This window comes from Clostridium nigeriense, from assembly GCF_050585245.1.
Taxonomy (GTDB): Bacteria; Bacillota; Clostridia; order Clostridiales; family Clostridiaceae; genus Clostridium; species Clostridium nigeriense_A.
In genome coordinates this window covers 196,389-222,414 of record NZ_JBNOOF010000003.1, presented here as the reverse complement: position 1 = coordinate 222,414, position 26,026 = coordinate 196,389, and the positions used below count along the sequence as shown (strand labels likewise).

The 26,026-nt window shown below is 28.0% G+C and carries 28 protein-coding genes and 1 pseudogene; 4 read left to right on the top strand and 25 right to left on the bottom strand.

From position 1 onward, the window contains the following. Positions 1–5 precede the first annotated feature (5 nt). Both ACQPUY_RS07010 and ACQPUY_RS07005 read left to right on the top strand, forming a co-directional pair. Positions 6–421: pseudogene (locus tag ACQPUY_RS07010) on the top strand (IS1595 family transposase); the annotation flags it as partial. Positions 422–758: 337 nt separating this feature from the next. Further along, entirely contained in the window at positions 759–1,058 is a 300-nt protein-coding gene (locus ACQPUY_RS07005) for a hypothetical protein (protein ID WP_430840432.1), read from the top strand. Between the two features lie 148 nt (positions 1,059–1,206). Here the strand turns inward: ACQPUY_RS07005 and ACQPUY_RS07000 are convergent, their stop codons facing one another. The 4 genes from ACQPUY_RS07000 to aroE form a co-directional block, all read right to left on the bottom strand. Next, positions 1,207–2,040 (bottom strand): prephenate dehydrogenase, encoded by an 834-nt coding sequence (locus ACQPUY_RS07000; RefSeq protein WP_430840431.1) that lies wholly within the window; start codon positions 2,038–2,040, stop codon positions 1,207–1,209. A 160-nt stretch (positions 2,041–2,200) separates the two neighbouring features. Then, a complete protein-coding gene (gene aroF / locus ACQPUY_RS06995) occupies positions 2,201–3,214 on the bottom strand; it encodes a 3-deoxy-7-phosphoheptulonate synthase (RefSeq protein ID WP_430840430.1) in 1,014 nt (337 codons plus the stop codon). A 174-nt stretch (positions 3,215–3,388) separates the two neighbouring features. Beyond that, positions 3,389–3,898, bottom strand: a complete 510-nt coding sequence (locus tag ACQPUY_RS06990; protein WP_430840429.1) for a shikimate kinase — start codon at positions 3,896–3,898, stop codon at positions 3,389–3,391. A 9-nt stretch (positions 3,899–3,907) separates the two neighbouring features. After that, on the bottom strand, positions 3,908–4,723 hold the full coding sequence (aroE, locus tag ACQPUY_RS06985; RefSeq protein WP_430840428.1) for a shikimate dehydrogenase: 816 nt from the start codon (positions 4,721–4,723) through the stop codon (positions 3,908–3,910). Between the two features lie 107 nt (positions 4,724–4,830). Between aroE and ACQPUY_RS06980 the strand changes: the two genes are divergently transcribed. Beyond that, positions 4,831–5,472, top strand: coding sequence for a pentapeptide repeat-containing protein (locus ACQPUY_RS06980; RefSeq protein ID WP_430840427.1), 642 nt, complete (start codon positions 4,831–4,833; stop codon positions 5,470–5,472). A gap of 65 nt (positions 5,473–5,537) precedes the next feature. On the opposite strand, the gene ACQPUY_RS06975 is transcribed toward ACQPUY_RS06980, so the two are convergent. From ACQPUY_RS06975 to ACQPUY_RS06955, 5 genes are all read right to left on the bottom strand, one after another. Continuing rightward, entirely contained in the window at positions 5,538–5,954 is a 417-nt protein-coding gene (locus ACQPUY_RS06975) for a GNAT family N-acetyltransferase (protein ID WP_430840426.1), read from the bottom strand. A gap of 393 nt (positions 5,955–6,347) precedes the next feature. Continuing rightward, entirely contained in the window at positions 6,348–6,968 is a 621-nt protein-coding gene (locus tag ACQPUY_RS06970; RefSeq protein ID WP_430840425.1) for a flavodoxin, read from the bottom strand. Positions 6,969–6,985: 17 nt separating this feature from the next. Continuing rightward, positions 6,986–8,131 (bottom strand): iron-containing alcohol dehydrogenase, encoded by a 1,146-nt coding sequence (locus ACQPUY_RS06965; RefSeq protein WP_430840424.1) that lies wholly within the window; start codon positions 8,129–8,131, stop codon positions 6,986–6,988. A 125-nt stretch (positions 8,132–8,256) separates the two neighbouring features. Then, entirely contained in the window at positions 8,257–9,066 is an 810-nt protein-coding gene (locus ACQPUY_RS06960) for an EFR1 family ferrodoxin (RefSeq protein WP_430840423.1), read from the bottom strand. After that, positions 9,053–9,799 (bottom strand): carboxymuconolactone decarboxylase family protein, encoded by a 747-nt coding sequence (locus ACQPUY_RS06955; RefSeq protein WP_430840422.1) that lies wholly within the window; start codon positions 9,797–9,799, stop codon positions 9,053–9,055. Before ACQPUY_RS06955 ends, ACQPUY_RS06960 begins: the two co-directional genes overlap by 14 nt. Before the next feature lie 117 nt (positions 9,800–9,916). Between ACQPUY_RS06955 and ACQPUY_RS06950 the strand changes: the two genes are divergently transcribed. Further along, positions 9,917–10,309: a MerR family transcriptional regulator gene (locus ACQPUY_RS06950; protein WP_430840421.1), complete on the top strand. Its 393-nt coding sequence runs from the start codon at positions 9,917–9,919 to the stop codon at positions 10,307–10,309. Positions 10,310–10,386: 77 nt separating this feature from the next. On the opposite strand, the gene pheA is transcribed toward ACQPUY_RS06950, so the two are convergent. The 16 genes from pheA to ACQPUY_RS06870 all read right to left on the bottom strand — a co-directional run bounded on the left by pheA (position 10,387) and on the right by ACQPUY_RS06870 (position 26,019). After that, positions 10,387–11,514: a prephenate dehydratase gene (gene pheA / locus ACQPUY_RS06945; RefSeq protein WP_430840420.1), complete on the bottom strand. Its 1,128-nt coding sequence runs from the start codon at positions 11,512–11,514 to the stop codon at positions 10,387–10,389. Then, entirely contained in the window at positions 11,514–12,596 is a 1,083-nt protein-coding gene (gene aroC / locus ACQPUY_RS06940; RefSeq protein ID WP_430840419.1) for a chorismate synthase, read from the bottom strand. Before aroC ends, pheA begins: the two co-directional genes overlap by 1 nt. Next, the gene (gene aroA, locus ACQPUY_RS06935; protein WP_430840418.1) at positions 12,574–13,866 is read right to left on the bottom strand and encodes a 3-phosphoshikimate 1-carboxyvinyltransferase; all 1,293 of its coding nucleotides are present in this window, start codon (positions 13,864–13,866) and stop codon (positions 12,574–12,576) included. The genes aroC and aroA overlap by 23 nt, the downstream gene beginning before the upstream one ends. A gap of 142 nt (positions 13,867–14,008) precedes the next feature. After that, positions 14,009–15,052 (bottom strand): 3-dehydroquinate synthase, encoded by a 1,044-nt coding sequence (gene aroB, locus ACQPUY_RS06930; protein WP_430840417.1) that lies wholly within the window; start codon positions 15,050–15,052, stop codon positions 14,009–14,011. Positions 15,053–15,247: 195 nt separating this feature from the next. Next, positions 15,248–16,261 carry a 3-deoxy-7-phosphoheptulonate synthase gene (aroF, locus tag ACQPUY_RS06925; RefSeq protein WP_430840416.1) on the bottom strand — a complete coding sequence of 338 codons (1,014 nt, stop codon included), beginning with the start codon at positions 16,259–16,261 and terminating at the stop codon, positions 15,248–15,250. A gap of 625 nt (positions 16,262–16,886) precedes the next feature. Continuing rightward, on the bottom strand, positions 16,887–18,314 hold the full coding sequence (cls, locus tag ACQPUY_RS06920; protein ID WP_430840415.1) for a cardiolipin synthase: 1,428 nt from the start codon (positions 18,312–18,314) through the stop codon (positions 16,887–16,889). A 206-nt stretch (positions 18,315–18,520) separates the two neighbouring features. Further along, positions 18,521–19,072: an NADH peroxidase gene (locus ACQPUY_RS06915; protein WP_430840414.1), complete on the bottom strand. Its 552-nt coding sequence runs from the start codon at positions 19,070–19,072 to the stop codon at positions 18,521–18,523. 327 nt (positions 19,073–19,399) lie between these two features. Further along, positions 19,400–20,359 carry a siderophore ABC transporter substrate-binding protein gene (locus ACQPUY_RS06910; RefSeq protein WP_430840413.1) on the bottom strand — a complete coding sequence of 320 codons (960 nt, stop codon included), beginning with the start codon at positions 20,357–20,359 and terminating at the stop codon, positions 19,400–19,402. Positions 20,360–20,413: 54 nt separating this feature from the next. Further along, entirely contained in the window at positions 20,414–21,169 is a 756-nt protein-coding gene (locus ACQPUY_RS06905) for an ABC transporter ATP-binding protein (protein ID WP_430840412.1), read from the bottom strand. Then, positions 21,166–22,119: an iron chelate uptake ABC transporter family permease subunit gene (locus tag ACQPUY_RS06900; protein ID WP_430840411.1), complete on the bottom strand. Its 954-nt coding sequence runs from the start codon at positions 22,117–22,119 to the stop codon at positions 21,166–21,168. Before ACQPUY_RS06900 ends, ACQPUY_RS06905 begins: the two co-directional genes overlap by 4 nt. Next, a complete protein-coding gene (locus ACQPUY_RS06895; protein WP_430840410.1) occupies positions 22,119–23,054 on the bottom strand; it encodes an ABC transporter permease in 936 nt (311 codons plus the stop codon). Before ACQPUY_RS06895 ends, ACQPUY_RS06900 begins: the two co-directional genes overlap by 1 nt. Before the next feature lie 290 nt (positions 23,055–23,344). Beyond that, entirely contained in the window at positions 23,345–24,136 is a 792-nt protein-coding gene (locus ACQPUY_RS06890) for a GTP pyrophosphokinase (protein ID WP_430840409.1), read from the bottom strand. 106 nt (positions 24,137–24,242) lie between these two features. Then, on the bottom strand, positions 24,243–24,524 hold the full coding sequence (locus tag ACQPUY_RS06885; protein ID WP_430840408.1) for an ArsR/SmtB family transcription factor: 282 nt from the start codon (positions 24,522–24,524) through the stop codon (positions 24,243–24,245). Between the two features lie 106 nt (positions 24,525–24,630). Continuing rightward, positions 24,631–25,284: a Crp/Fnr family transcriptional regulator gene (locus tag ACQPUY_RS06880; RefSeq protein ID WP_430840407.1), complete on the bottom strand. Its 654-nt coding sequence runs from the start codon at positions 25,282–25,284 to the stop codon at positions 24,631–24,633. Positions 25,285–25,371: 87 nt separating this feature from the next. Further along, positions 25,372–25,605, bottom strand: coding sequence for a glutaredoxin domain-containing protein (locus ACQPUY_RS06875; protein ID WP_430840406.1), 234 nt, complete (start codon positions 25,603–25,605; stop codon positions 25,372–25,374). A gap of 93 nt (positions 25,606–25,698) precedes the next feature. Continuing rightward, the gene (locus ACQPUY_RS06870; protein ID WP_430840405.1) at positions 25,699–26,019 is read right to left on the bottom strand and encodes a hypothetical protein; all 321 of its coding nucleotides are present in this window, start codon (positions 26,017–26,019) and stop codon (positions 25,699–25,701) included. Positions 26,020–26,026 lie beyond the last annotated feature (7 nt).

Below are 26,026 nucleotides of genomic sequence, written 5' to 3'. Positions count from 1 at the left end.
ATTATATTGATAGACAAGGGAATTTAATTATAGAGTTATTGTGTACTAGAAAAATGACTTCTGATAAATTAAAAAGACTCTATACTAATCGTATAGGAGAAGATTCTATTTTTTGTATTGATATTCACAAAGTTATATGAAATTCGCAGAAGATATGGAATTAGAACATAATAGAATTAAAAGAGGGACACATAAAGAAGATATATACCCATATAAACAGCCTTCATTCTAATTTAAAGAGATGGATGAGTAGGTTTAATGGCGTTATCTTAATAACTACCTTAAATGTCACAAATGGATAAATACCTTTAGTTCAGAAAAAGTATCTATTAAACTTAAAAATTTTATGTTTCATAGTAATATACCTTGCAGTTATACTAAGATACATGAATTTAAAGATATTCAACCAATCTTCATATAAAGCATATTCATTTTACATAAATGATGTGTTCATTATATTCAAGACATTATGCATAATATAAATAAAGATTAATAACCAATTATATTGAAAAAAGAAATGAAAATCTAAATAAATGAGAGAGTTTTACTATAAGATAAAAGATTGTTAAATAATAAATTTGTAATTTATTATTTAGCAGTAATATTTTTAGAAATATATACAATGTACTAAAGTATATTTGTATGGATTTTAATTTTAATCAAGAACAATAAAAATTTATTGACAAACGATAAATACTTATATATTATTACCTTTAAAGGGAAATAATAGAATACAGAATTTTAATTGGGGGTATATTGTGAAAAAAGTTAGTAAAAAAACATTAATAATTTTATTGATATCATGTTCTTTTATATTTGTATTACTTAGTAAGTGTCCATATAGAATTTTACAAAAAATTAACGCAGAAAAAATTATATTAAATGACATGATTCTATCAAGTCAGTTTAGTAACAAAAATATAGTTTCTGTGGAATACAAAGGAGATAACACCTTTTTAATAAACGCGGATGAAGACCTATTTATTGTTGTGCGTGAGAATACTTCCTTTATGAATTATAAATGGAGTGTCTTTGAGTATAAATATGATTTGCAATAATAATCATTTATTCAAATATCAACATTAATTTAAAACAAAGCAATACATTATAAATATGCAAAGTATTGTTATAAGCAAAAGGGATATTTTCAAATTGAAAATATCCCTTTTAGCTATGTTCAGAAAGGACACATAAGTGTCCTCTACTTTATAATTTTTCTCTTCTTTTACTAGATTTTATAAATAATTTTTTTAAATTATCTTCATCGTCTTCAATTAAAGCAGTCTTTATACTATTTATTTGTAATAAAAAATTATCTATTGCTTCAATTAAATTTTCCTTATTCCCCAAAAATAATTCACTCCATAAATCTTCATTGATATTTGCTATTCTAGTTAAATCTCTATAGCTATCACCAATGAAACTTCCAGTATCTCTGCCTTCTTCATCACTATTTATTAAAGCTACTGCAATAGCATGAGGCAACTGACTTGTAAAGCCTATCATCTTATCATGATAATATGGATTAATTCTTTTAATATTTTTAAAGCCCATTTCATAAATAATTTTCTCTAAAAGCTTTATATTTTCTTCTTTATTTCTATCAGTTACAGTAATTAAATAATTAGCTCCCTTAAAGACTTCCTTTGAAGCATAATCTATTCCCTTTTTTTCTCTACCAGCCATAGGATGACCAAATATGAAATCTATTTCATTAGGTAATATATTTAAAATGTCATCAATAAAATGTCCTTTAATTCCTGTTGCATCTGTTACTATTGCACCAGACTTAAAATAAAATCTATTATCTTGCATAAAATCCTTAACTAATCTTGGATACAAAGAAATAATAACTAAATCTGCTTCTTTTATAATTTCCCTTCCACATAAGTATCCTTTTTTAATTATTTCTAAATTTTCTGCTTTTTTTAAGGTTTCTAAATTACTATCTATTCCATATACATCCTCATATCCTGCTGCTTTAAGTGCCATGGCATAACTACCTCCAATAACACCAAGCCCTACAATTAAAATTTTCATAAAAACCCCCAAAATTACAATTAATAATTGATAATGCATAATGCATAATTAAGGAAAAAATCCTTCGGATTTTTGAAGATAATATTCTTCTCACCAATTGAAATTAAGTTTTGCTGTGCAAAACATCATTAATTATCCACTATCAATTATGCATTATTAATTAAATTATCTTGCCTTCCATTTTTGCTAAAATTTTCACCTTATCCATAATATTCTTAAAGGATTCTGGTTTTACTGATTGCTGTCCATCACTTAATGCACATTGTGGGTTGTTATGAACTTCTATCATAAGTCCATCAGCACCTGCACTTATTGCTGCCTTTGCTAGTGGCTCTACAAGATACCAGTATCCAGCTGCATGACTTGGATCTACTATTACTGGTAAATGTGATTTTCTCTTAACTACTGGAATTGCACTTAAATCTAATGTATTTCTTGTGTAAGTTTCAAAAGTTCTTATACCTCTCTCACATAAAATTACATTTTCATTTCCAGCTGCCATTATATATTCAGCTGACATAAGCCATTCTTCTATTGTTGCTGACAAACCTCTTTTTAATAAAATAGGTTTTCTAGTTTTTCCTAATTGCTTTAATAAATCAAAGTTTTGCATATTTCTTGCTCCAACTTGGATTACATCAACATCTTTTTCAAATACATCTATATAATCAGTTGACATTATTTCCGTCACTATAGGTAGTCCTGTAGCTTCCCTTGCTTTTTTTAGAAGTTCTAAGCCTTCTAATTCTAATCCTTGGAAACTATATGGGGAAGTCCTTGGTTTAAACGCTCCTCCTCTTAAAAAAGTCGCGCCAGATTCTTTTACACTTTTAGCTATTTCTATTATTTGCTCCTCGCTTTCAACAGAACATGGCCCAGCCATAACAGCTAAATTATTGCCTCCAATTAAACTACCTTTTACATCTATAACAGTGTCTTCAGGCTTAAATAATCTATTAGCCTTCTTATAAGGCTCTTCAACCTTAATAACTCTATCTACTCCTGGAAATCTTAATATCTTATTTGAATCAATAGCTCTAGTTTCTCCTACTATTCCTAAAATACAAAAAGTTTCTCCTTGAGATAAATGAACACCTAATCCCTTAGTCTCTAATTCTCCCTTAACCTTCAATACTTCATTTTCATCACAATTTGGATTCATTATAATTATCATTCTACTATCCCTCCATACTACTTAAATAAATTTTTGATTTGATTTATGCCTCTATTTATCTTTTGTTGCTCTTTTTAATATATTTTTAAATATTCTGAAAGTGTCCAGTTAAATAAATCTTTTTTCTAACTTAAAATTATTAGTACCATTTATAAATGGCACCTTAATGCCCCCTTATTTATTATTACTTTTTATTACTTCTATAACATTATCTATAGTATCTTCAATATCTTTATCATTATCTATCTTATAATGGCAATAATCATTATATAAATTATATCTTTCAGAATATAAATTGTAAAGCTTAGACTTTCCTTCTTTTAATAATGGTCTTGAAGAAGTTTCAATATCTTTAGCTATATTTTCAACAGGTCTATCTATAAATACAATAATTCCCTTATCTTTAAAGAAATCTATATTTTCTTTTCTTTTTATAACTCCTCCACCACTAGAAATTACAATTTTCTCATCTAAAGAACTTAACTCCTTGCAAGCCCTAGTTTCATAATCTCTAAAGAAATCTTCGCTAATATTAAATAATTCTTTTACAGTACTATTAGAAATTTCCTCTATATATCTATCCATATCACAAAAATTATAGTTAAGTTTTGAAGAAACTTCCATTCCTACAGTAGTCTTACCAGCTCCTGGCATTCCAATTAAAAAAATGATATTTTTTCTCATAATCTTCACCTAAGACAAAATAAGATTCATCTTTATCTTTCTATATATATTCTCAATTACAGAATCATCAATGACAGTATCTTGCCAAATTTCTTGAGCTTTAACTGCTTGACCCACAAGCATATATAGTCCATCAACTATTTGCTTATTTGATTCTTTTCCATAGGATAGAAATTTAGTCTCCATTGGGTTGTAAATTAAATCAACTAAAGAACTAAATCTATCTACAACTTCTTTAGATACTGGAGAATTTTCAATATTAGGATACATTCCAACCGGTGTAGTATTTATTAATATATCTCCACTTAATGAATTCAACTCTTCATAACCAATTAATTTTGTATTTTCAAACTCAAAAACTTCCTTATTAGGATTTCTACTAACTATGTATACTTCCCTAGCTCCGTTATCTAGCAAATAATGAAGTACAGCACTTGATGCTCCACCATTACCTAAAATCACTGCCATCCTATCTCTTACATCAATATTACTTGTTTTAAGCATATAACCAAAGCCAAAATAATCTGTATTATATCCATAAAGCTTTTCATCCTTTAAAAATATAGTATTAACTGCTCCTATTTTATTAGCTTCTTCAGATACTATATCAATATATTTCATTATGTCTTTTTTATAAGGAATAGTTACATTGCATCCACTAATCTTTAATAGTTTTATTGCTTCTGTAAAGTTCTTAAGCCTATACCTATCTATTTCGAATAATTTATATGCCCCATTTTTATTTAATGATTTTAAGATTTCACTATGAATTTTAGGTGATAAGCTATAAGATAACTTTTCCCCAAGTAGTCCATAAAGCTCCATATAATCGCTCCCTAATTAAATATAATATTTATTATATCATAAGGTTATGGTAATATTAACTAGAATAACAGGCTTAAAAAAAATATATATTTATTATGGAGGTAATAATGACTAAAACCCAAAATACTAAAGGAAATTTTAATTATGAGAATGTAGAAAAAAAAGATAAAAATTTTATGTATCAAAATTTTGAGAAAAGTAATTGCTATAATTGTAATTTTTCAGGTTCAAATTTTGACTATGTAAATTTTAGAGGAGCACGTTTTAAATCATCTAGCTTTCTAAAATGTAGCTTCAAATTTGCTGAATTTATAGGAAGTAATTTTAAAAAGAGTAATTTTAAAAGTGCAACATTTGAAAATACTATTTTTGATTCAGTAAGATTAGATAATGTAGATTTTAAAGATGCCGAATTTATAAATACTATATTTGTTGCAACTGATATAAGTAAAGCTAAAAATTTGGATATCAAAAATTCAGAAATAAGAATTTATGAAGAAATGCCCCAAATAGAAATAAGTGAAGATTTAAAAAATGTAACTTTAAATGCCTTAAATAATAAATATGTAAAAGCTTCAAGAGTTCTTGATACAAAGGATGGAAGTATAAATTTATTAAGTATTATGATTCTTTTAGAAAATTTTGATGAAGAAACTTTAATTAAAGGACTAGATTTAGTTGCTAATGAATTAGATAGAGATTTCTATACTCTAAGTTATATAATAAAATTTATTCAAAATATGCAATAAGTTAATCCATAAATAATTAAGGTAGTAAGAATTGATGCTTCTAATCAACTCTTACTACCTTATATTTATTGAAGATAAAACTGTTTTTCATACCTCCTCTCACTATTTAATTCAAAGAATTGATTGTTATAAAATTCCACCTCCTCTTCCACATAATTATCATTTAATGAAACTAAATAAGCTACATTGTAGGCTTTAGCATGTTTTTCAGCTTCTAACATAAGTTGATGTCCAACTCCAAGTCCCCTATACTTTTCCTCAACAACTATCTCATTTATCACTAAGCTCTTATTATAATTTATATCATGTACTATACTGTAACTGATATATCCTATAATATTATCATTTAATTGGGCAACAATAATCCTTAAATTTTCATCTTTTTCTTTTAATTTAATGCTTGAATAATCTAAACTTGAATTTAAATTAATTAAATCACTATAATCATCTAAGATCATATTTCTAACATCAAAACCAACCATAAATACACCTCCCCAGGTAAACCTTTACACAACCCCTATCGCAAACTAAGAAGAACCGTTATTCAAATTATAATTTTCAGAAAATTCTGTATTTTGTTTATATATTTATTATACTATTTTTTTTAATAATTACTACTATTTTTTAAATTAAAAATGAACTAAATTTCTAATTATCTTTTCAAATGTCATCTAGGCCTTATTCTATGGGCTTTTCGGGCATTTTTACTATCAGTAAATTTTAGAGTTTATATACTTTCTTTAGAAAAGTCACAATAAATACTATGTTAATTCTTAAATGAAACATAAGCAACTACATCTGTATTATATATAACACAGATGTAGTTGCTATTTATGAAATAGATTATAAAGAAATAAATATGTTAATATCCATTGTTAAAAGTTTAAGTTCAATTCAGATAAGCATGTGTCAATTTGATTTATACTATTTATTCGCATCCCCTTATAAACAGCCAGTCCTTTAGATGAATTTAAAAAAGTCGGCATTGTTTCGGAAATATCACTTTCTCCACTGGTACAGAATGGAATAATGAGTTTATTGCTTAAATCATAACTTTCAAGAAAAGTATTAACTGGGGCAGGAGTAGCATGCCACCATACTGGGTATCCAATAAAGATGATGTCATATTTATCTATGTTTTTAACAGTATTTGAAAGTTTAGGAAGTTCTGCATTCCTTATTTGGCTGTTAGATTGTAAATATACATTTGAATATTCAGTTTCTTGAGCAATTTCAAATATATCTGCTCCGATTTCTTCGCTTAATGCATTTGCCACACGTTCTGTAGTTCCCGATTGAGAAAGATATGCTACCAATACCTGCTTATCTTCTTTTGTCTCAATTTTTTCCTTTAATGTGTTTACCTGTTCTTCGCTTAATGATTCATCAGATAAATTTCTAAACATAGCTGGTTGCCTATAAATATTATATCCAACAAATGCAAGGACGATAACAGCCAAAATTATAATTCCTATCATAATACGGTTACCTTTCATAGATATATATTCTCCTTTTACATACATTCAATTAATATTTCGTAAATTTCATCTCGACTTAGTTCACGAGGATTAGATTTAACGATATTACAAGTATCTGCTACTTGACGTAATACATCAGGAGTAATTTCCACTTTAGATTTCAACTCATTCATTTTTGTAGGAAGTCCACATTCCTCAATAAATGCAGATAATGCATTTATCCCTTTTTCAGCAGTGTCTACATCAAATACAACTTTTGCAAACTTTTCAAATTTTTCTTCTGCATCTTTTACGATATGGCGATAATAAGCAGGCTGAATGACAGCTAACCCTTGTCCATGATTACAATCAGTATAAGCTCCTAACTGATGTTCTATCTGATGTGCTTGAAAATCTGTTTTTCTTCCAATTTTTAAAATTCCATTTTCAGCCATAGCAGAATCCCACATCAAATTAGCTCTTGCTTCCATGTTTTCATGGTCATGTAACAATTCACGGATATTATCAACAGTATTTCTCATAATTGCTAAGGCAACATAATCTGAAACATGATATTTTCCAGAAGTCCCTAAATATGTTTCCATTGCATGACTTAAAGTATCAAATGCACCTGAAATCACTTGTTTGTATGGTACAGTTTTTGTATATTCAGGATTTAAAATAGCAAAAACTGGTGTTGCTCCTAACATACCTGTTTTTAGATTTTTTTCTTCATAAGTTATAACAGCTCCACAATTCATTTCAGCCCCTGTTCCTGAAGCTGTTACGATAGCTCCCATAGGAATTATCTGCATAGGAAGTTGACCTTTTTCAAATTCCATAGTCCAAATATCTTCATCTGTACCTGCCTGTGCAGAAACAATTTTACAACAATCAATTACAGATCCTCCACCAACAGCAAGAATAAAATCAACATGATTTTCTTTAACTAACTTTGCTCCTTCCTGTACTTTAGCATAAGTTGGATTCGACATGATACCCGAAAATTCAACTACTGTTTTTCCGGCTTTTTTTAAAATATCTGTGATTTCTTGATGAATTCCATTTTTCTTAATAGAACCACCACCATAAGCAAACATTACCGTTTTTCCAACTGCCTTTAATTCATTTTCAAGATTGTTTTTTACACTTTCATTACAAAAAATAACTTTTGTTTTATATTCATAAATAAAGTTTTCCATTATATTTTCCTCCATTCTTATTTATTGAATTCCTATCGTTTTTAGCCATTAATCTACTTCATGTGGTACTGCTTCCATATCATCTCTCGATAAAGTAAATCCATTTGAGATTACATCAGCCTTTGTTAAAATTTCACTGATGGTTTCCACTGATTATTTGCTTCTATAATTTCTTTAAGTTTTACCTCATTATTACGATAACGAGCCATTGGATTTTTCTCTGGTATATTTAACCGAATCGCTTTTTTAGGGCAGTTATGAATACAAGCCATACAAGTCTGACAATTATTCATATCGTAAATGACTTTATCATTTTTCAGACTAATACAACCAGCAGGACAAACCTTTGTACAAATACTACATTGGATACAATCATCATTAACTGTGTATAAATGTTGAAATATATCTGCTGGCATTTTACTTCTAATTTCAAGATACTGTTGATGTGCCTGTCTGTCGCTATCTGTAACAGGTTGAATACTTCTTTTCTCATACTGAATATCACTGATAATTTTAAATAAGTTTTCATTTACATGCTTATCTATTTTTCGCTGTTCATCCATATCAAATGACGGTAACCAATTATCTACCATTTGAATTAAATTCAGATAATCAACATTTAGTCCACATTCTTTACAAAAGTTATTTGTTAGTTCAACTGCCCCACCATGACGATTACCAAAGGTAAGTATGATAAAAAAATAATCTGTTTGAAATGTTGCTGTTCTGATAAACTGCTTAACCATTTCTGGCACTTCATGTCCATAAATTGGAGCGACGATACCAATTTTATCTGCTTTATAAATTTGTTCAGTTTGCTTAATGATTTGCGGAATACTAATAGGATTTTTTTCTATATTCTTTGCTACATACAGACTATTTCCTGTACCTGTAAAATAAAATATCATTACCTCTTCGCCTCTATTCTTTTTCATAATTTAAAGAAATTTCATCAACAATAGCCATTGCATTTAATGTTCTTGGATATCCGATATACGGCATACATTGTTCAATAACCTGATATAGCTTTTCTTTGCTGTTTCCAACATTAAAATTACCAGCTGTATGACCTCTCAGCTGATTTTCACAACCACCTTGAGCTAAGATAAAACAAAAAGTAATCATTTCTCTTTCTTGGTCGTTTAAACCTGTTCTTGTGTAATAGTCTCCGAAGCAATTAGAAGCTAACCACTGATTGATATTCTTTCTTAACTTTGGACCTTTCGTTTGCCTATCAGCCATTTGTTGTCCAAATAAAGAAATCTGTTTATTTAATCCTTTTTCAAAACGATTTGTTTCATTTGTTGTACTTTGATTTTGAAGTGGTAATTGAATACCGTTTTTTAGCATAATTTCATTTGTTTTGACTATATAATCATAAGTACGTCCAATACCTAAATAAGCAGTTGCTTGATAAATCATTTCTTTTATTCCAACAGGGTCAATGTTGCTATTCAAAGCCATATCAAGCATATTGCAATATACATTCATTCCTTGACATCCTATTAATACAGACAAAATACAAAGTATTCTTTCCTTTTCTGGTAGCGTATTTTGCTCAACCACTTCACATTGAGAGAATCTAAAGATAATATCCGCAAATTCTGGATCATAGGTTTCAATTGAACCAAATAAGATTTTCTTACATTCTTCTATATCTTTATTCATAGTTTTTACCTTGCCTTCCTTTTATTTCTTTGTTACAATTATATTGTAAAACTCGGGTGTAACACACGGTCAATAACTATTTTAAATTTTATGAATTTTTTGAGGAGTGTGAAGTAAATGTATTCCATGAAAGAAGCATGTCAACTTACCAATATGACATACGACACATTGAAATTCTATTGTAATAAAGGGTTAGTTCCTAATGTCAAAAGAGATAAAAACAATTATAGAATTTTTGATGATAATAATATTGGATGGTTAAAAAGTCTGTCTTGTTTAAAAAAGTGTGGCATGAGTATTGAAGAAATCAAAGAATATTTAGATTATTGCTTACAAGGACAAAATACTATACCTGAAAGAAAAGTAATTTTAAACAAAAAAAGACAAAAACTTATAGAGCAAATGAAAGTTATACAAGAATCTATTGATTATATCGACTCTAAGCAACAACTTTATGATGATGTTATGAATGGTAAAATAGAGTATCAAAGCAATTTAATTGTTAAATAAAAATGTTTATGGCATTAGAAAAGACACTCCATATTTGAAGTGTCAATCAATCGTATAATGAAATTATAAAAAGTTATTCACAGAGTAAACTTCTTATAATTTCCTATTATTTTAAAGTACCCACTATTTTTTTCTATAAGATCTAAAGCATTTTTAACTAGATTATTTTTTAAGTTTCCTTCGAAGTCTACATAAAGTAAATACTTCCATGATTCATGCTTATTAGGCCTTGATTCTATCTTAATCATATTAATATCATTTTCCGCAAAATGTCTTAAAAGTTTATATAATGTTCCAGCCTTATCTTCTAGAGAAAATACAACACTAACCTTATTAAAGGAATCATCATATTTTAATTCTTTTCCTATGATAATAAATTTAGTATGATTGTCACTCTTATCATTAATATTTTCTCTTAATATATCTAATCCATAGATTTCAGCAGCTCTTCTGCTGCCAATAGCAGCCTTTTTTGTATCCTTTAAATCTGAAACTAACTTAGCACTTATAGCTGTATTATGATATGGTATTAGCTTTACATCATCATATTTACTCAAAAAGCCTTTACTTTGAGCAAAACCTTGTGGATGTGAGTATATTTCTTCAATATTATTTTCATTTGCTCCTAACATACCCATAAGATGTTGATCTATCTTTATACATTCTTCTCCAATTATATAAAAATTATATTTAACTAAAAGATCATATACTTCAGTAATTGCTCCTGTATAAGAATTTTCAATAGGAAGTATAGCATATTCTATTTCATTATTTTCTAAAGCCTTAAATACATCTATAAATTCATCATAATTTTTAACGCAGTCATAGGATTTAAAATACTTAATTAAAGCTTCTTCGCTAAAAGAACCTTTAACTCCCTGATACCCTATTTTAATTTCTTTTTCTATTATATTAGAATTATTATCTTCTTTATTCTCTTCAATTAACTTAGCTTGTAGAGATCTACTAAGTTCCATTACTTTTTCAAAGAACCTTCTAGTTATATCACTATAATCTTTATTATTAAGAAGATTTATATTCTTTTCTATAACTTCCTCTTCTCTTTTACCATTAAATATTGGAAGATTTCTTTCTTTTTTATACTCACCAACTTTAATAGCAACATTCATTCTTTTTTCAAATAATGCTATTAATTCTCTATCTATAGAATCAATTTCTTTCCTATAATCTTCTAAACTTCCCATTAGTATCTTCCCCCTATTAAATCTAGTAATCCTATTGCAGTAACTGCTTCAATTACAGGTACTGCCCTTTGTACTATACAAGGGTCATGCCTTCCTTCAATTCTAAATTTAACATCTTTTTTATTCTTAATATCTATAGTATTTTGTTCTTTTAATATGGATGCTGTTGGCTTCACTGCCACTTTAAATACTATAGGCATTCCATTGCTTATTCCACCAAGAATCCCACCATTATTATTAGTTTTAGTTCTTACTAAATTTCCATCATAATAATATTCATCATTTGCTTCTGATCCAAAAAGTTTTGTCATATCAAAGCCCATACCAAATTCAATTCCCTTAACTGCTGGAACAGAAAACATAAGATGAGCTAATGTGGATTCTACTGAATCAAAAAATGGATTACCTACTCCAGGTTTTATTCCTACTACTGCACATTCTATAGTTCCACCTACTGAGTTTCCATCATATTTAGCTTGCATTATAGTATGTCTTATTTTTTCTTCTAAAGATGTATTTATTAATGGTAACTCTTTATCCCTTAGTTTTAATAGCTCTTCTTTAGATATATTTGTACTATTAAACTTATCATCTTCTATATCTTTTATTGATGAAATATGAGCCCCTATAACTATACCTTTTTCTTCTAATATTTGTTTACAAATAGCTCCTGCAAATACTAATGGTGCTGTAATCCTTCCCGAAAAGTGTCCACCACCTCTATAATCATTAAAGCCTGCATATCTCTCATATCCAGTAAAATCAGCATGACCTGGTCTCATAAAATCTTTAGTTTTCCCATAATCCTTAGATCTAGTGTCACCATTTCTAATTATTGCGCAAAGTGGTGTTCCTGTAGTCTTTCCTTCAAAAAAGCCACTTAATATTTCTGGCAAATCAGCTTCTTTTCTAGATGTTGATAATTGATTTTTTCCTGGTGCTCTTCTTTCCATTTCAATAAGTATCTTATCCATATTAATTTCAAAGCCAGATGGAAGTCCATCTATATTAATACCTATTGCATTTCCATGAGATTCACCAAATATAGAAACCTTTATATTATTCCCCCATACTCCACTCATTTACAGCTCCTCCTAGCATTTTATAATCTTCGAAAAATCCTGGATAAGATTTTGCTACACAATCATAATCCTTTATAATTATAGGCTTTTTACACCTAGTCGCTGCTATTGCTAAAGTCATGGCAATTCTATGATCCTTCCAGCTCCAAACTTCTACACCGCCTTCTAGTTCTTGAACACCATGTATTACTAGCCCCTCTTCTTTTTCTTCGATTTTTGCACCAAGCTTATTAAGCTCAGTAGCTACAGCTTTTAATCTATCGCACTCTTTAATTCTAAGTCTTCCTGCATTTATTATTTCTGTTCTTCCTTTTGATAAAGCAGCTACTAAAGAAATTACAGGAATTATATCTGGACATTGAGACCCATCTATTAATGTAGAAACTATCTCATTTTGAACTTCACAACTTAAGTTATCTCCACAATTAAATGTAGCTCCCATTCTTTCTAAAATTTCTATTACTTCCTTATCTCCTTGAAGTGAATCTAATCTTAAATCTTTAACTTCAACTTCTGAACCTAATGCATCTGCACAAAGATAGAAAGCTCCTTGAGAATAATCTCCCTCAACTCTATATTTTCTAGAAACATAGCTCTGATTTCCTTTAATTATAAACTCTCTATAATCATTATTTTCAATAGAAATTCCAAAGTCCTTCATACAGGATAATGTTAAATCTATATATCCCTTAGATTCAAGTTCTGTACTAATTATTATCTTTGAATCACCTTCTAATAAAGGTAATGTAAATAAAAGTCCTGTTATAAATTGAGAGCTTATATTTCCTGGTAAAGTAAACTCACCACTACTTAAAAGTCCTTTAATTTTTAAGCTTAACTTACCATCAACTGTACTATAACTAATTCCTTGATTCTTAAAAATATTATAATAAGTATCTAATGGTCTCTTTCCTAAATTTCCTCTTCCTACAAACTTAGTCATACCATCAAATAAAAGGGACACAGGAACTAAAAATCTTAATGTAGAACCTGATTCATTGCAATCAATAGTTCTAACTGCATTTCTCTTATTCTCCTTATTAAAGGCTCCTGTAATAGTTAGCCTATCCCCCTCTTTTTTAATATATGCTCCTAAAGCTATCATTCCATCTATAGTTGCATTAATATCATCTGAGTAATCTATATTTTCTATTATTGAAACTCCACTTCCTAGTGCTGCACAAATAATAGCTCTATGTGCCATGCTCTTAGAAGGTGGAACTTTAACTATTCCTTTTAACTTGCTATTTTCTACTTTTATATCTTGCATAAAAACCCCCTTAATAATAATTGATAATTAGCAATTGATAATGGATAATTTCGGATGTAATTTGTTCCAAATTACTTAAGCTTCTATTTTTAAAACTACTTTTTAGTAGTTTTTACTTTAATTATGCATTATCCATTATTTATTATTCATTGTCCAAGTCTCTCTGTACTATTTTGCTTTCTCCTATCTTATCAATAAAAATTAGATTAAGCTTTTTATTTATATTTTTCTTATCTAACTTCATAGCTTCCCTTATTTCGTTTATATCAACGTCTAACTTGTATGGTAAATTATATTTTATTAATATATTCTTTATTATATCTGCTGTTCCTTTTTCAGTTTCTCCATAGGATTCACTTATCTTAGTTATTTCATACATTCCAATTGCTACTGCTTCTCCATGAGTATACTTACTATAATTGTAATGTTGTTCTAAAGCATGACCTATTGTATGTCCAAAATTCAATTTCATTCTTTCCCCAGTGTCTTTTTCATCCATTTCCACAACTTCTTTTTTGATTTTACAACAATTGTGAATAACATATTCAATATTGTTCATAACTTCTTCTTTGTTCTTATAATTTAGAAGCTTATAAAAAAATTCCTTATCTTTTATACATCCATACTTAATAACTTCAGCCATTCCATCATTAAAGACTCTATCACTTAAAGTGTCTAAAACATTTGGATCTATTATAACTTTCTTTGGATGATAAAAACTTCCTACTAAATTTTTCCCTCTATCTAAATCTACTCCAACTTTTCCGCCAACACTGCTATCTACCTGAGCTAATAAAGTGGTTGGACATTGAACAAAAGGAACTCCCCTTAAATATGTAGATGCAACGAAGCCTCCTAAATCTCCAATAACTCCACCACCTAAAGTCAATATTAAATCACTTCTAGTAAGCTTAAAATTTAAAAGCTCATCATAAACTTTTGGTAAAGTAAAAAAAGCTTTGGTTTCTTCTCCAGGCTCTAAAACTAATTTTTTTGTATCATAACCAGCAGCTTCTAATTCTTTAATAACTGTATCTCCATAAAATTTATCTACATTTTTATCCGTTAATATAAAAATCTTATTTCCTTTAAATACTTCTTTTATCTCCTTAGCTAAATTACTAAGTATTCCTTTTTCTATAATTATCTCATAGCTGCTATGAGCTAAATCTATAGCTAACTTCATTGTTGCACCACCCTGTTTTATAATTGATAATGCGTAATTGATAATTCATAATTATTGTTGTAATTTGTTCCAAATTACTAAAATATTTAATTTTAAAAACTCCTACTGGAATTATTTTTAATTAATATTTAGAAACTCAGCTCAGCTGAGTTTCATCTACAATTATCAATTATTCATTATCCATTCTTCATTATATTATATTTCTCTTCCAACTGCTGCTGCAATTGTTTGTAATTCTTTTACTAATGTACTGTAGTCATCTGGTGTAATTGATTGTGGCCCATCACAAAGTGCTTTTTCAGGATTATTATGAACTTCAATTATAAGTCCATCTGCACCTACTGCAATTGCTGCCTTTGCAAGTGGAGATATCATAAATCTTTTTCCTGTTGCATGGCTTGGATCCACTATAACTGGTAGATGACTTAATTTTTTTACTGCTGGTATTGCACTTAAATCTAAAGTATTTCTTGTGTAAGTTTCAAAGGTTCTTATTCCTCTTTCACATAATATTATATTTTCATTTCCACCAGCCATTATATATTCAGCTGACATAAGCCACTCTTCTATTGTAGCAGATAAACCTCTTTTTAACAGTATTGGCTTTTTAGTTCTACCTAATTCAGTTAACAAATCAAAATTTTGCATATTTCTAGCACCAACTTGAATAACATCTACATCTCTTTCAAAAATTTCAACATCATATGGTGACATAATTTCTGTTACTATTGGTAAGCCAGTTTTTTCTCTTGCAATTTTTAATAATTCTAGTCCATCATGCTTTAATCCTTGGAAACTATATGGTGATGTTCTTGGTTTAAAAGCTCCGCCTCTTAAGAAGTTTGCCCCTAACTTCTTAACTTCGTCAGCAATATAAGTTAACTGCTCTTCACTTTCTACTGAACATGGACCTGCTATCATTGCTAGTTTATTTCCACCAATCGCCTGTCCTGCAACATTAATTACAGTATTATATGGGTGGAATAATCTATTTGCCTTCTTGAAAGGCTCTTGAACATGCATTACTTTTTCAACTATGTCCTTTGCCTCTATCTTTAAAGGATCTATTTTACTCGTATCTCCTACAAGTCCTAATATAATTAATTCAGACCCAACTACAGGATTTACTTTAACTCCCTCTTTCTCTAATTCCTCTGTTAATCTTTTTATTTCCTCTTCCTTTGTTCTTGGTTTTAAAATTATTACCATAAATAAAGCCCCCTTTAAATTTAATTAATAATTAAAAATTAATAATGAATAATTTAGGTTATAATCTAACCAGCTAGATTATTTAAAATAAATTAAAAATCAAATATTGAAACTAAATTTCTATTAAATTATTCTCTTTACTAATTCAAATCATTTTTTATATAAAAAAAGAGAACCCTTAGGAGTTCTCTTATAATAATCACTATATATTCATCACCCAAAATATACAAATCTATATCAAAAACTCACCTTGAAACGAATTATTTTTTTTGCAAAACAAATAGCCAGCGCTAAAGAAAAAGCCCCAGAATGTAAAGTAAAAAAAGCTATAAAATTTTGCTAATTTATTCATAATTCCTTTCATATAGTCCTCCATAAATTTGAATTCTTTACCTAATTATACCAAAATATATCACCTTGTCAATATTTTATGAATATTTTTATTCTTTCACAACAAGAATAAAATGCGAGCATTTTTATAATGCATAATCAAGGAAAAAAATCCTTAAGGATTTTTAAATAAAGAGTGCTTCGCACCAATTAAATTTTAAGTTTTGCTGTGCAAAACATCCTTAATTATCCATTATCAATTATGCATTATTAATTTTAAGATTGCTTCGCAATCTTATAGTATTGGTGCTATAAGCCTAATTAATGCTTCTTTAATCCTAATAGCTCTTCCTCTATTGTTATAGTCTTCCAAAGTAACTAATTTACTATCTTCAATATCTTTATTAAATATTTTTTCTTGCTTAGATGCAAAATCACAATTAAAAATAATTGCATTTATTTCAAAGTTAAGTTGAAAACTTCTAATATCTAGGTTAGCTGTTCCAATACTTGCTACCTTTCCATCTGCTACAATAGTTTTAGAATGTATAAATCCTTTTTCATATTTATAAATTTTAACACCATATTCCATAAGTTCGCCCATATTAGCACTTAATATCCATGCCATAAAGAAGTGATCTGGCTCTCCAGGTACCATTATTCTAACATCTATCCCTGATAGTGCAGCAATCTTTAATGCCTCTTTCATAGGCTCATCTAGAACTAAATAAGGTGTTTGAATATAGACACTCTTCTTTGCATCATTAATAATTTTCATATATGCATTTTTAATATATTCTTCTTTATGATCTGGCCCTGAAGAAATTATCTGTATTCCAATATCTCCTTCTTCAGTTTGTTTTGGAAAATACTTTTCATATGTATTTAATTCTCCTTCTGATGCATAATCCCAGTCTAATATAAATCTTTTATTTAGTTCGTCAACAGCCCTTCCTTTAATTCTTACGTGAGTATCTCTCCAAAAATCAAATTGCTTTCCTTTATTTATATACTCATCTCCTACATTGAATCCACCAACATATCCTACTTTTCCATCTATAACTACTATTTTTCTATGATTTCTAAAGTTTAAACGAGTATTAACATAAGGTAATATTCCTGGGAAAAATAAATAGAATTTAATTCCTAGACTTCTTATATACTTAATATCCTTAGTCCTTAAACTTTTAGATCCCATACCATCAGCTAAAAGTCTAACCTCTACACCTTCATCTACTTTTTTCTTTAATTCGTTAATTATAGTTTTACCTAATTCATCTAATCTAAATATATAGTATTCAATATGTATAAAATTCTTTGCTGATCTTATGTCCTCTATTAAAGCTTTAAATTTATCTTCACCATTTATAAAGGTTTCGATGCTATTACCATTAGTATATAAAGCTCCTGAATGATTGTAATTCATTCTAATAAGTTCTATAAATTCCTCAGACATTCTGCTATTTCTTTCTTCTTCTTTAAATTTCTCTAATAATTCCTTAGATTTTCTTTCATCTGTAACCTTTTTTTCTTTAAAGATCTTTTGTCTGCTTAAATTTTGACCAAACATTAAATATAATACAAAACCTACTACCGGTAATACTAGTAGAATTAATAACCATGCCCAAGTAGTGGTAGCCTCCTTACGTTCAATAAATATTAATGATATAGCACATAAGATACTAACAAGGTAAGCTATTATAATCCAAACAGATGCATGCATTTATTTCACCTCTATTTCTACATTAAATATTTTATCTTATCATTTAATTATAATTAATTTTATCATTATTTAAAGATAATAAGTTAAATTTAATATTATATAATTGTTAACTTTTTATAATTTAAAAATAAGAAGCTATATAGAAGTACTTTGCTCCTATATAGCTTCCTATTGGTTTATTATATATAGTTTATATATAATAGAGGCTATTTATTATCTCCGAAATATCTATCTAATAAGCCCTTGAATGCTTGTCCATGTCTAGCTTCATCTTTACACATTTCATGAACTGTATCATGGATTGCATCTAAGTTTAATTCCTTAGCTAATTTAGCTAAATCCATCTTTCCTTGGCAAGCTCCGTGCTCAGCATCAACTCTAGCTTGTAAATTAGCTCTTGTATCTGCTACTACAACTTCTCCGATTAATTCAGCGAATTTTGAAGCGTGTTCTGCTTCTTCGAATGCAATTCTCTTGTAAGCTTCAGCAACTTCTGGATATCCTTCTCTATCAGCTTGTCTTGACATTGCTAAGTACATTCCTACTTCTGTACATTCTCCCATAAAGTTTGATTGTAGTCCTTCAATAATTCTTGGATCTACATCTTTAGCAATTCCAACTCTATGTTCATCTGCCCACTTTAAGTCTCCAGTTTGTTCAACAAACTTATCTGCTCCTACCTTACATACTGGACATTGGTCTGGTGCCATATCCCCTTCATGAACATATCCACATACTGTACAAACAAATTTCTTCATAATTAAACTCCTCCTATATCTTTTCATTTCCATATTTAAATTTATTTCATTTACGTTTTGCCGTTTCGACATTGATTATTATATAATAATTATTATCCATTGTAAATACAGAAAGATATTTTTATTAAATTTTAAAAAACATTACACTAAAATCATATTTTTTATTATTAAAAACAGTTATTATTGATAATTTATCATTAACATTAGTTATTTTTATTAAGTTAACTTCCTTAGAATATAAAATCCAATAAAAATAAGGAGCTGTTTTTAATAGCTCCTTACTTTTAGTAGTTCTTACCTTAATTATTCATTATATATTTTAAATTATTACTTTATTCCTACTGCTGTTTCCATATCTGAAATTATAACATCTATTGCCATTAATCCACTTCCGCCAACATACCAAGCTTGTGGGTCTACATATACTATATGTCCATCTTCATAAGCTTTTGTTGTTTTTACTAATTCATTTTCCATAGCTTCTTTAACAGACGCTTGAGCTCCTGTTATAGCTCCTCTATCTAAAACAAATAAATAATCTGGATTCTTTTCTTTTATATATTCAAATGATATTCCTTGACCATGATTTGAAGATTCTATAGATTCATCCACTACTTTGAATCCAAATTTGCTATAAACCATATCATATCTTGATCCTACACCATAAGCTGATAATGAACCTTCATTAAACATTGCTATTAAAGCTGTTGAATTATTTTCTTCTACTTTCGCCTTTACAGCTTCAACTCTCTTATTTAAACTTTCTAATTCAGAAGTTACGCTATCTTCTTTTTCAAATATTTGACCTAAAATTTTAGCATTATTTTCTGCTGAAGCAAATATATCATTATTAACTGTACCTAAGTATAATACTGGAGCAATTTTCTTTAAATCTTCATAATATGATTCTTGTCTTCCTTCAATTATAATTAAGTCCGGTTCAGCTGCATTTATTTTTTCTAAATCAAATTCCTTTACTCCACCTAAATCAATATATTTTTCATCTTTATATTGTGATAAGTACTCTGGTAATGAACCCTTTGGTAGTGCTACTGGCTCAACCCCTAACTTACTCATTATATCTAACGAACCATAATCTAAAACTACTACATTTTTAGGATTAACAGGTACTTCTACCTCTCCATTTTGATCTGTAACAACAATTGTTTTATTTTCTTCTTGCGCTGCTACATTGCTATCCGTTCCTGCACTATTGCTAGTACATCCCATAACCCCTACTGATAATGCCATAACCATACCTAATATAGCTATAATTTTCTTTCTCATTAAAATACCTCCATTTTATCTTTATATAAATTTTTATTTATATCATTTTTTATACTAGAAGTAAATACATATTTTTTGATTGTTAACTTCTCTTATATTAAAGTCCATATCATAAAGCTTTGATAAACTTTTTTCTGTTATCATCTCTCTAGTTTCACTATGTTTTATAAGTTCTCCATTTTTCAATGCTACTATTGTATCTGAATAACAAGAAGCAAAGTTTATGTCATGTATTACAATTACTATAGTTTTTCCAAGATCATTAACCATTTTTCTAAGCATTTTCATCATTTCTGCTGAATGCTTCATATCTAAATTGTTTAATGGTTCATCTAAGAAAATATAATCTGTATCTTGAGCTACTATCATGGCTATGTATGCTCTTTGTCTTTGTCCTCCACTTAACTCATCAAGATATTTATCTTGAATATCTGTAAGTTGCATATATTCTAAAGCATTATCTACTATTTTTTCATCTTCTTTTTTAAGCTTTCCTTCACAATAAGGAAATCTGCCAAATGAAACAAGCTCTCTAATACTTAGTCTTATATTTAAGTTATTACTTTGCTTTAATATAGAAAGTTTTTTTGATAATTCCTTTGAATCCCATTCTTTTATCTCTTTACCATCTATAAATACTTCACCTGAATCTGCATCCATGAGTCTTGATATTATAGATAAAACAGTACTTTTACCAGCACCATTTGGACCTATAAAAGAAGTTATCTTTCTTTCTTCTATTTTAAAAGAAACATTATCTACAACTTTTTTATTTCCATAGCTTTTATTTATATTTCTTACTTCTATCATAGTTTACTCTCCCTTAATAATAGATTTATAAAGTAAATTCCACCAATAAAGTTAATTATTATACTTATAGTTGTATTAAATGTAAACACCCTCTCTACTAAGAATTGTCCACCTACTAATGCTATTATACTTATAAGAGTACCAACTATAAGAAGAACTGAATGTCTATATGTTTTCGTTATTTCATAAGTTAAATTAACAACTAATATTCCTAAAAATGTTATAGGACCAACTAATGCCGTTGATAATGAAACTAAAATTGCTACAATAACTAATATTTTTTTGCTAAACTTATCATAATCAACGCCTAAATTTATAGCTTGTTCTCTTCCTAATGACATAACATCTAATTTACCAAAATCTTTATATAAAAATAGTCCTAATATTACTATAATTATAATAGAAACAAGTATTATCTTTGTATTAACTAAACTAAATGAAGCAAATAACTTTGTTTGAAGTGCATCATATTCATTGGGATCAATTAAAACCTGCATAAATGATGACATACTTCTAAATAATGTTCCTACTACTGTTCCTACTAAAAGTAAAAGAAATATATTATTTTTACTTTTTTTAAGAACAACTTTAAATAAAATCATTGCTAAAAGCACCATTAATGTTCCTGATGTTAAAAAGTTAACAGTTTTATTCACCATAAATAATGATGTAGATCCAAAAACAAATACAACAACTGTTTGAACTAAACTGTACAAAGAATCTAAACCTATAATACTTGGAGTTATAATTCTGTTATTTGTTATTGTCTGAAATAGTATAGATGCTACTGAAATACTTCCACCTGCTATTAAAATACCTAATACCTTAGGAATTCTTAATGATAAATTAAATCTATAATTTTTAGCTGTTAACCCCCATACTATAAAAAGAATTAAGGAAATTATAGCTATAATTGACATTATTATTATTTGTTTTTTATTCTTATTCATTAGTTATTCCTCCTAAGTATTAAATAAAGGAATATTACTGCTCCAATAACTCCTATTGTCAAATTGATAGGAACTTCGTATGGCGCTATTATAACTCTACTAATTATGTCACAAACTAAAACAAAGCTTGCCCCTAAAAGAGCTACAAGTGGCATATTAGTTTTTAAATTATCACCTTTCCATATAGAAACTATATTAGGTATTACAAGACCAACAAAAGGCAAACTACCTACTGTTATTACAACTAAGGAGGAAATTAAAGCAACTATTACCACTCCTAAATTGGTTACCTTCTTATAATTAAGACCTAAGCTTATTGACATCTCTTCACCCATACCTGCTAATGTAAATTTATGTACATATGAAAAAGCTATAATAACTAAAGGTATGCTTAAATATAAAATTTCATAGTTTCCTTTTAAAACTGTTGAAAAGCTTCCTTGTAAAAATGCTCCCATACTTTGATTTAAATTGAATCTGTATGCGAAAAAGTCTGTTATAGATCCAATTACATTTCCTAGCATAATACCTACTAAAGGTATAAATATTACATTTTTTATCTTTATCTTCTTAAGTATTGTCATAAATATAAAAGTACCAGTTACAGAAAAGATAAAAGCCAAAATCATTTTTTGAAATATACTTGCTGAAGTAAATATTATCATTGAAAATAAAACTCCAAGCTTGGCTGAATCTACAGTTGCTGCTGTACTAGGCGAAATGAATTTATTATTACTTATTTGTTGCATAATAACACCACTTATACTCATTCCAACACCAGCTACTAATATACTTATTAACCTTGGAAGCCTACTTATCATAAGAACTTGTACATCCTCTGACGTTAAATTAAATATATTTATATCTATTACACCAACAAAAATCGAAATAATTGATAATAATATCGTTATAATCCACAAAGATTTTTTAGCCATAAACTCCACTCCCGTCATTTGATAATTCATATCAACTGATTACCATTATAATTGATAAAGATTATCACTGTCAACATATTTTGAAAAATACTCCACATAAATATGTGAATTATTCGTTATTTTTAATAAATACATACAAATAAAAATAATTATCCATAATTTAAACTCTATAATCTTCTAAAAAATAAAAGGAATCCAGTCAAAACCGAATTCCTTCATTAATTTTACATTTTATTTTTCACTTTAAATTTTTTTAGAATTTCTCAATTAATATATATTATACATTTGTACTAGTCTCTGTATTTACTAACTTCTCTTTTTACTATTACTAATAAATTATTAAGCTCATTTATTTCTCCATCTTCAACTAGCTTATTTAGAGAACTTTCAAATCTATTTGCTTCTGCATTTTTCCCAAAAGATTTCAAAGCTAAAATATTATGCATTATATTAGAGATAATATCTGATTTAATTTCAAATAATTTTTGTGCATCTTTGATTTCATCTTTAATATCCAACATAAGTTCATCTAATTCAAAGGCTGCATCTGCCGCTTTTTTCAACTTTTCTCTTACCACATCAGGAAGCTGCTTTTTATATTTATAATTTAATGAATGTTCTATAGTTGCCCAGAAATTCATTGACAAAGTTCTTATTTGAAACTCTGCTAGTATTTCCTTTTGTTCTTCTGCCATATTTATTGGATATTTAATAACAATATGATAGCTTCTATATCCACTTTCCTTTACTCCTCTAACATAGTCCTTTTCATAAAGGATCTGCATATCTTTTCTTCCTCTAATTATTTCAACTACCTTATCTATATCATCTACAAATTGGCACATTATTCTTATGCCAGCTATGTCCTCAATTTCATATTGAAGTCTATCTACTGGAATATTAAATTTGTTAGCCTTTTCTAAAAGACTTGAAATTTCCTTCACTCTACCAGTAACAAACTCTATAGGTGAGTATTCATTTCTTTTTCTATATTCCTTTCTTATACTTCTAAGCTTAACCTTTAGCTCATCTACTGCCTGCTCATAAGGCATAAAAAAACTTTTCCAATCATGAATTGCCATATTACATCACCCTTTTCAAACTTCACCCTAATTATTATATCAAAAATATTGAAAAGTGTAATCAAATTCTTAAAGGTTATAAAATATATTACTATTTCAAATTGTTTTATTTATCTAATAAAGCTTCTATTATTTTGCCAACCCTTTTATCTACAACTTCATATACTATTTCTAATCCATTTCTCTCACCTTTTATTATTCCTATGCTTTTTAACTTTTGAAGATGTTGAGAAATTGTTGATTGAGGCATACCTAAACAACTATGCATATTTGTTACATTACAACTGCCTTTTTCTAAAAGATTTTTAACTATACAAAGTCTAACTGGGTGCGCTAAAACCTTTAAAATTTCTGCTACATCCTCATATTGTTTATAGTTACTATCCATTATACCACCCCACTTAATACCATTTTTTTCAACATTGTTATAATAATATCAATAATATCACTATATGCAAATTTTAAGATATACCTACTTAATTGTCAAGTTTTTCTTAATAAATCCAATTCTTTATTTTAATTTTTCCTCTTCCAAGCTCCAATAACCCTCTTTTTTCTAATGCTTTTAAGCTTCTACTTACTACTTCTCTTGATGATCCTATGTCAGCTGCAATCTTTTCATGGGTGGTATATATAATCCTTGCGCCATTATTATCTTCAAGCTTTACATTAAAGTAATTTATAAGCCTATTTTCAATACTATCAAAAGTTACTTTTTCTAATCCTTCAACTACATTCTCAAATTTATTATATAAATTTTTAAACATATATTTTAAAAAGCTGCTATTATTAACTAAATATTTTTTAAATAAATCCATTGGTAGAATAGCTATTAAAGCATTTTCTTCTACATCTGCAAAAGAAATCTCATCCGAATCAGTTAATGCACATAAAATAGTATTAAAACAGCTATCTCCTTTGCCAATTCTATAAAGAGTTATTTCTTTTCCATCATCACCAATCTTATAAATTCTAAGACGCCCTTCTAAAATGAAAGAAAAACCTATACAACTTACCTTATCACTAAATATATTTTGACCAACCTCATAATTGTTTACAATTATTCTCTTAAAAAATAAATCTAACACTTCATTTTCAATATCCCTTAAAAAAGGATATGACTTTAATAATTCATATCTAAAATCCATAGTTCCCCCTAAAAATAAAAAAGTAAAACTACTTTAATTGTAGCTTTACTTTTTTTACTAATCAACTAATTAGGTAATGTTAAACAATTATAAATCTAATAATGAGTCTATTCTTCCCTTATCAAATCCAACAACTATATTACCGTTAATATCTAAAACTGGAACTCCCATTTGTCCACTTTTAGTTACCATTTCCATTGCTGCTACTCTATTTAATCCAACATTAACTTCTTCATAATTTAAATTTTTGCTTTTTAGATAATTCTTAACCTTTGTACACCATGGGCATGTATTTGTTGTATATACTTTTATATTATTCATTTTGAATTCCTCCGTGTCATAAATTCTTTTTATGATATAAGTATATTCTTATTTTACTTTTTTGACTGTAACAAAGTCACAAAAGATAATTTATTATAAAATAGCTACAACTGTAAATAAATATACAAAAAATCCAATAGTACTAGATATATGTATTTTTCTTACTAGTCCCCTTTTTCCTATAGAAAAGTATCCTGTTACTCCAATAGCAACCATAATCGAAGTAAAACCAATATATTTTATAAAGTCTGATTGTCCTATTTTTTGTATTAAAGCTATACACATTGCTAATACAGATATACTTCCAACAACTATATGTGCCTTTATAAAATTAAACTTCTTTATCTTAAAAAGTTTTGGTATATAATAAATTAATAGTGCTAACATAAATAAATTTGATGATATTCTTTCCATAGATCCT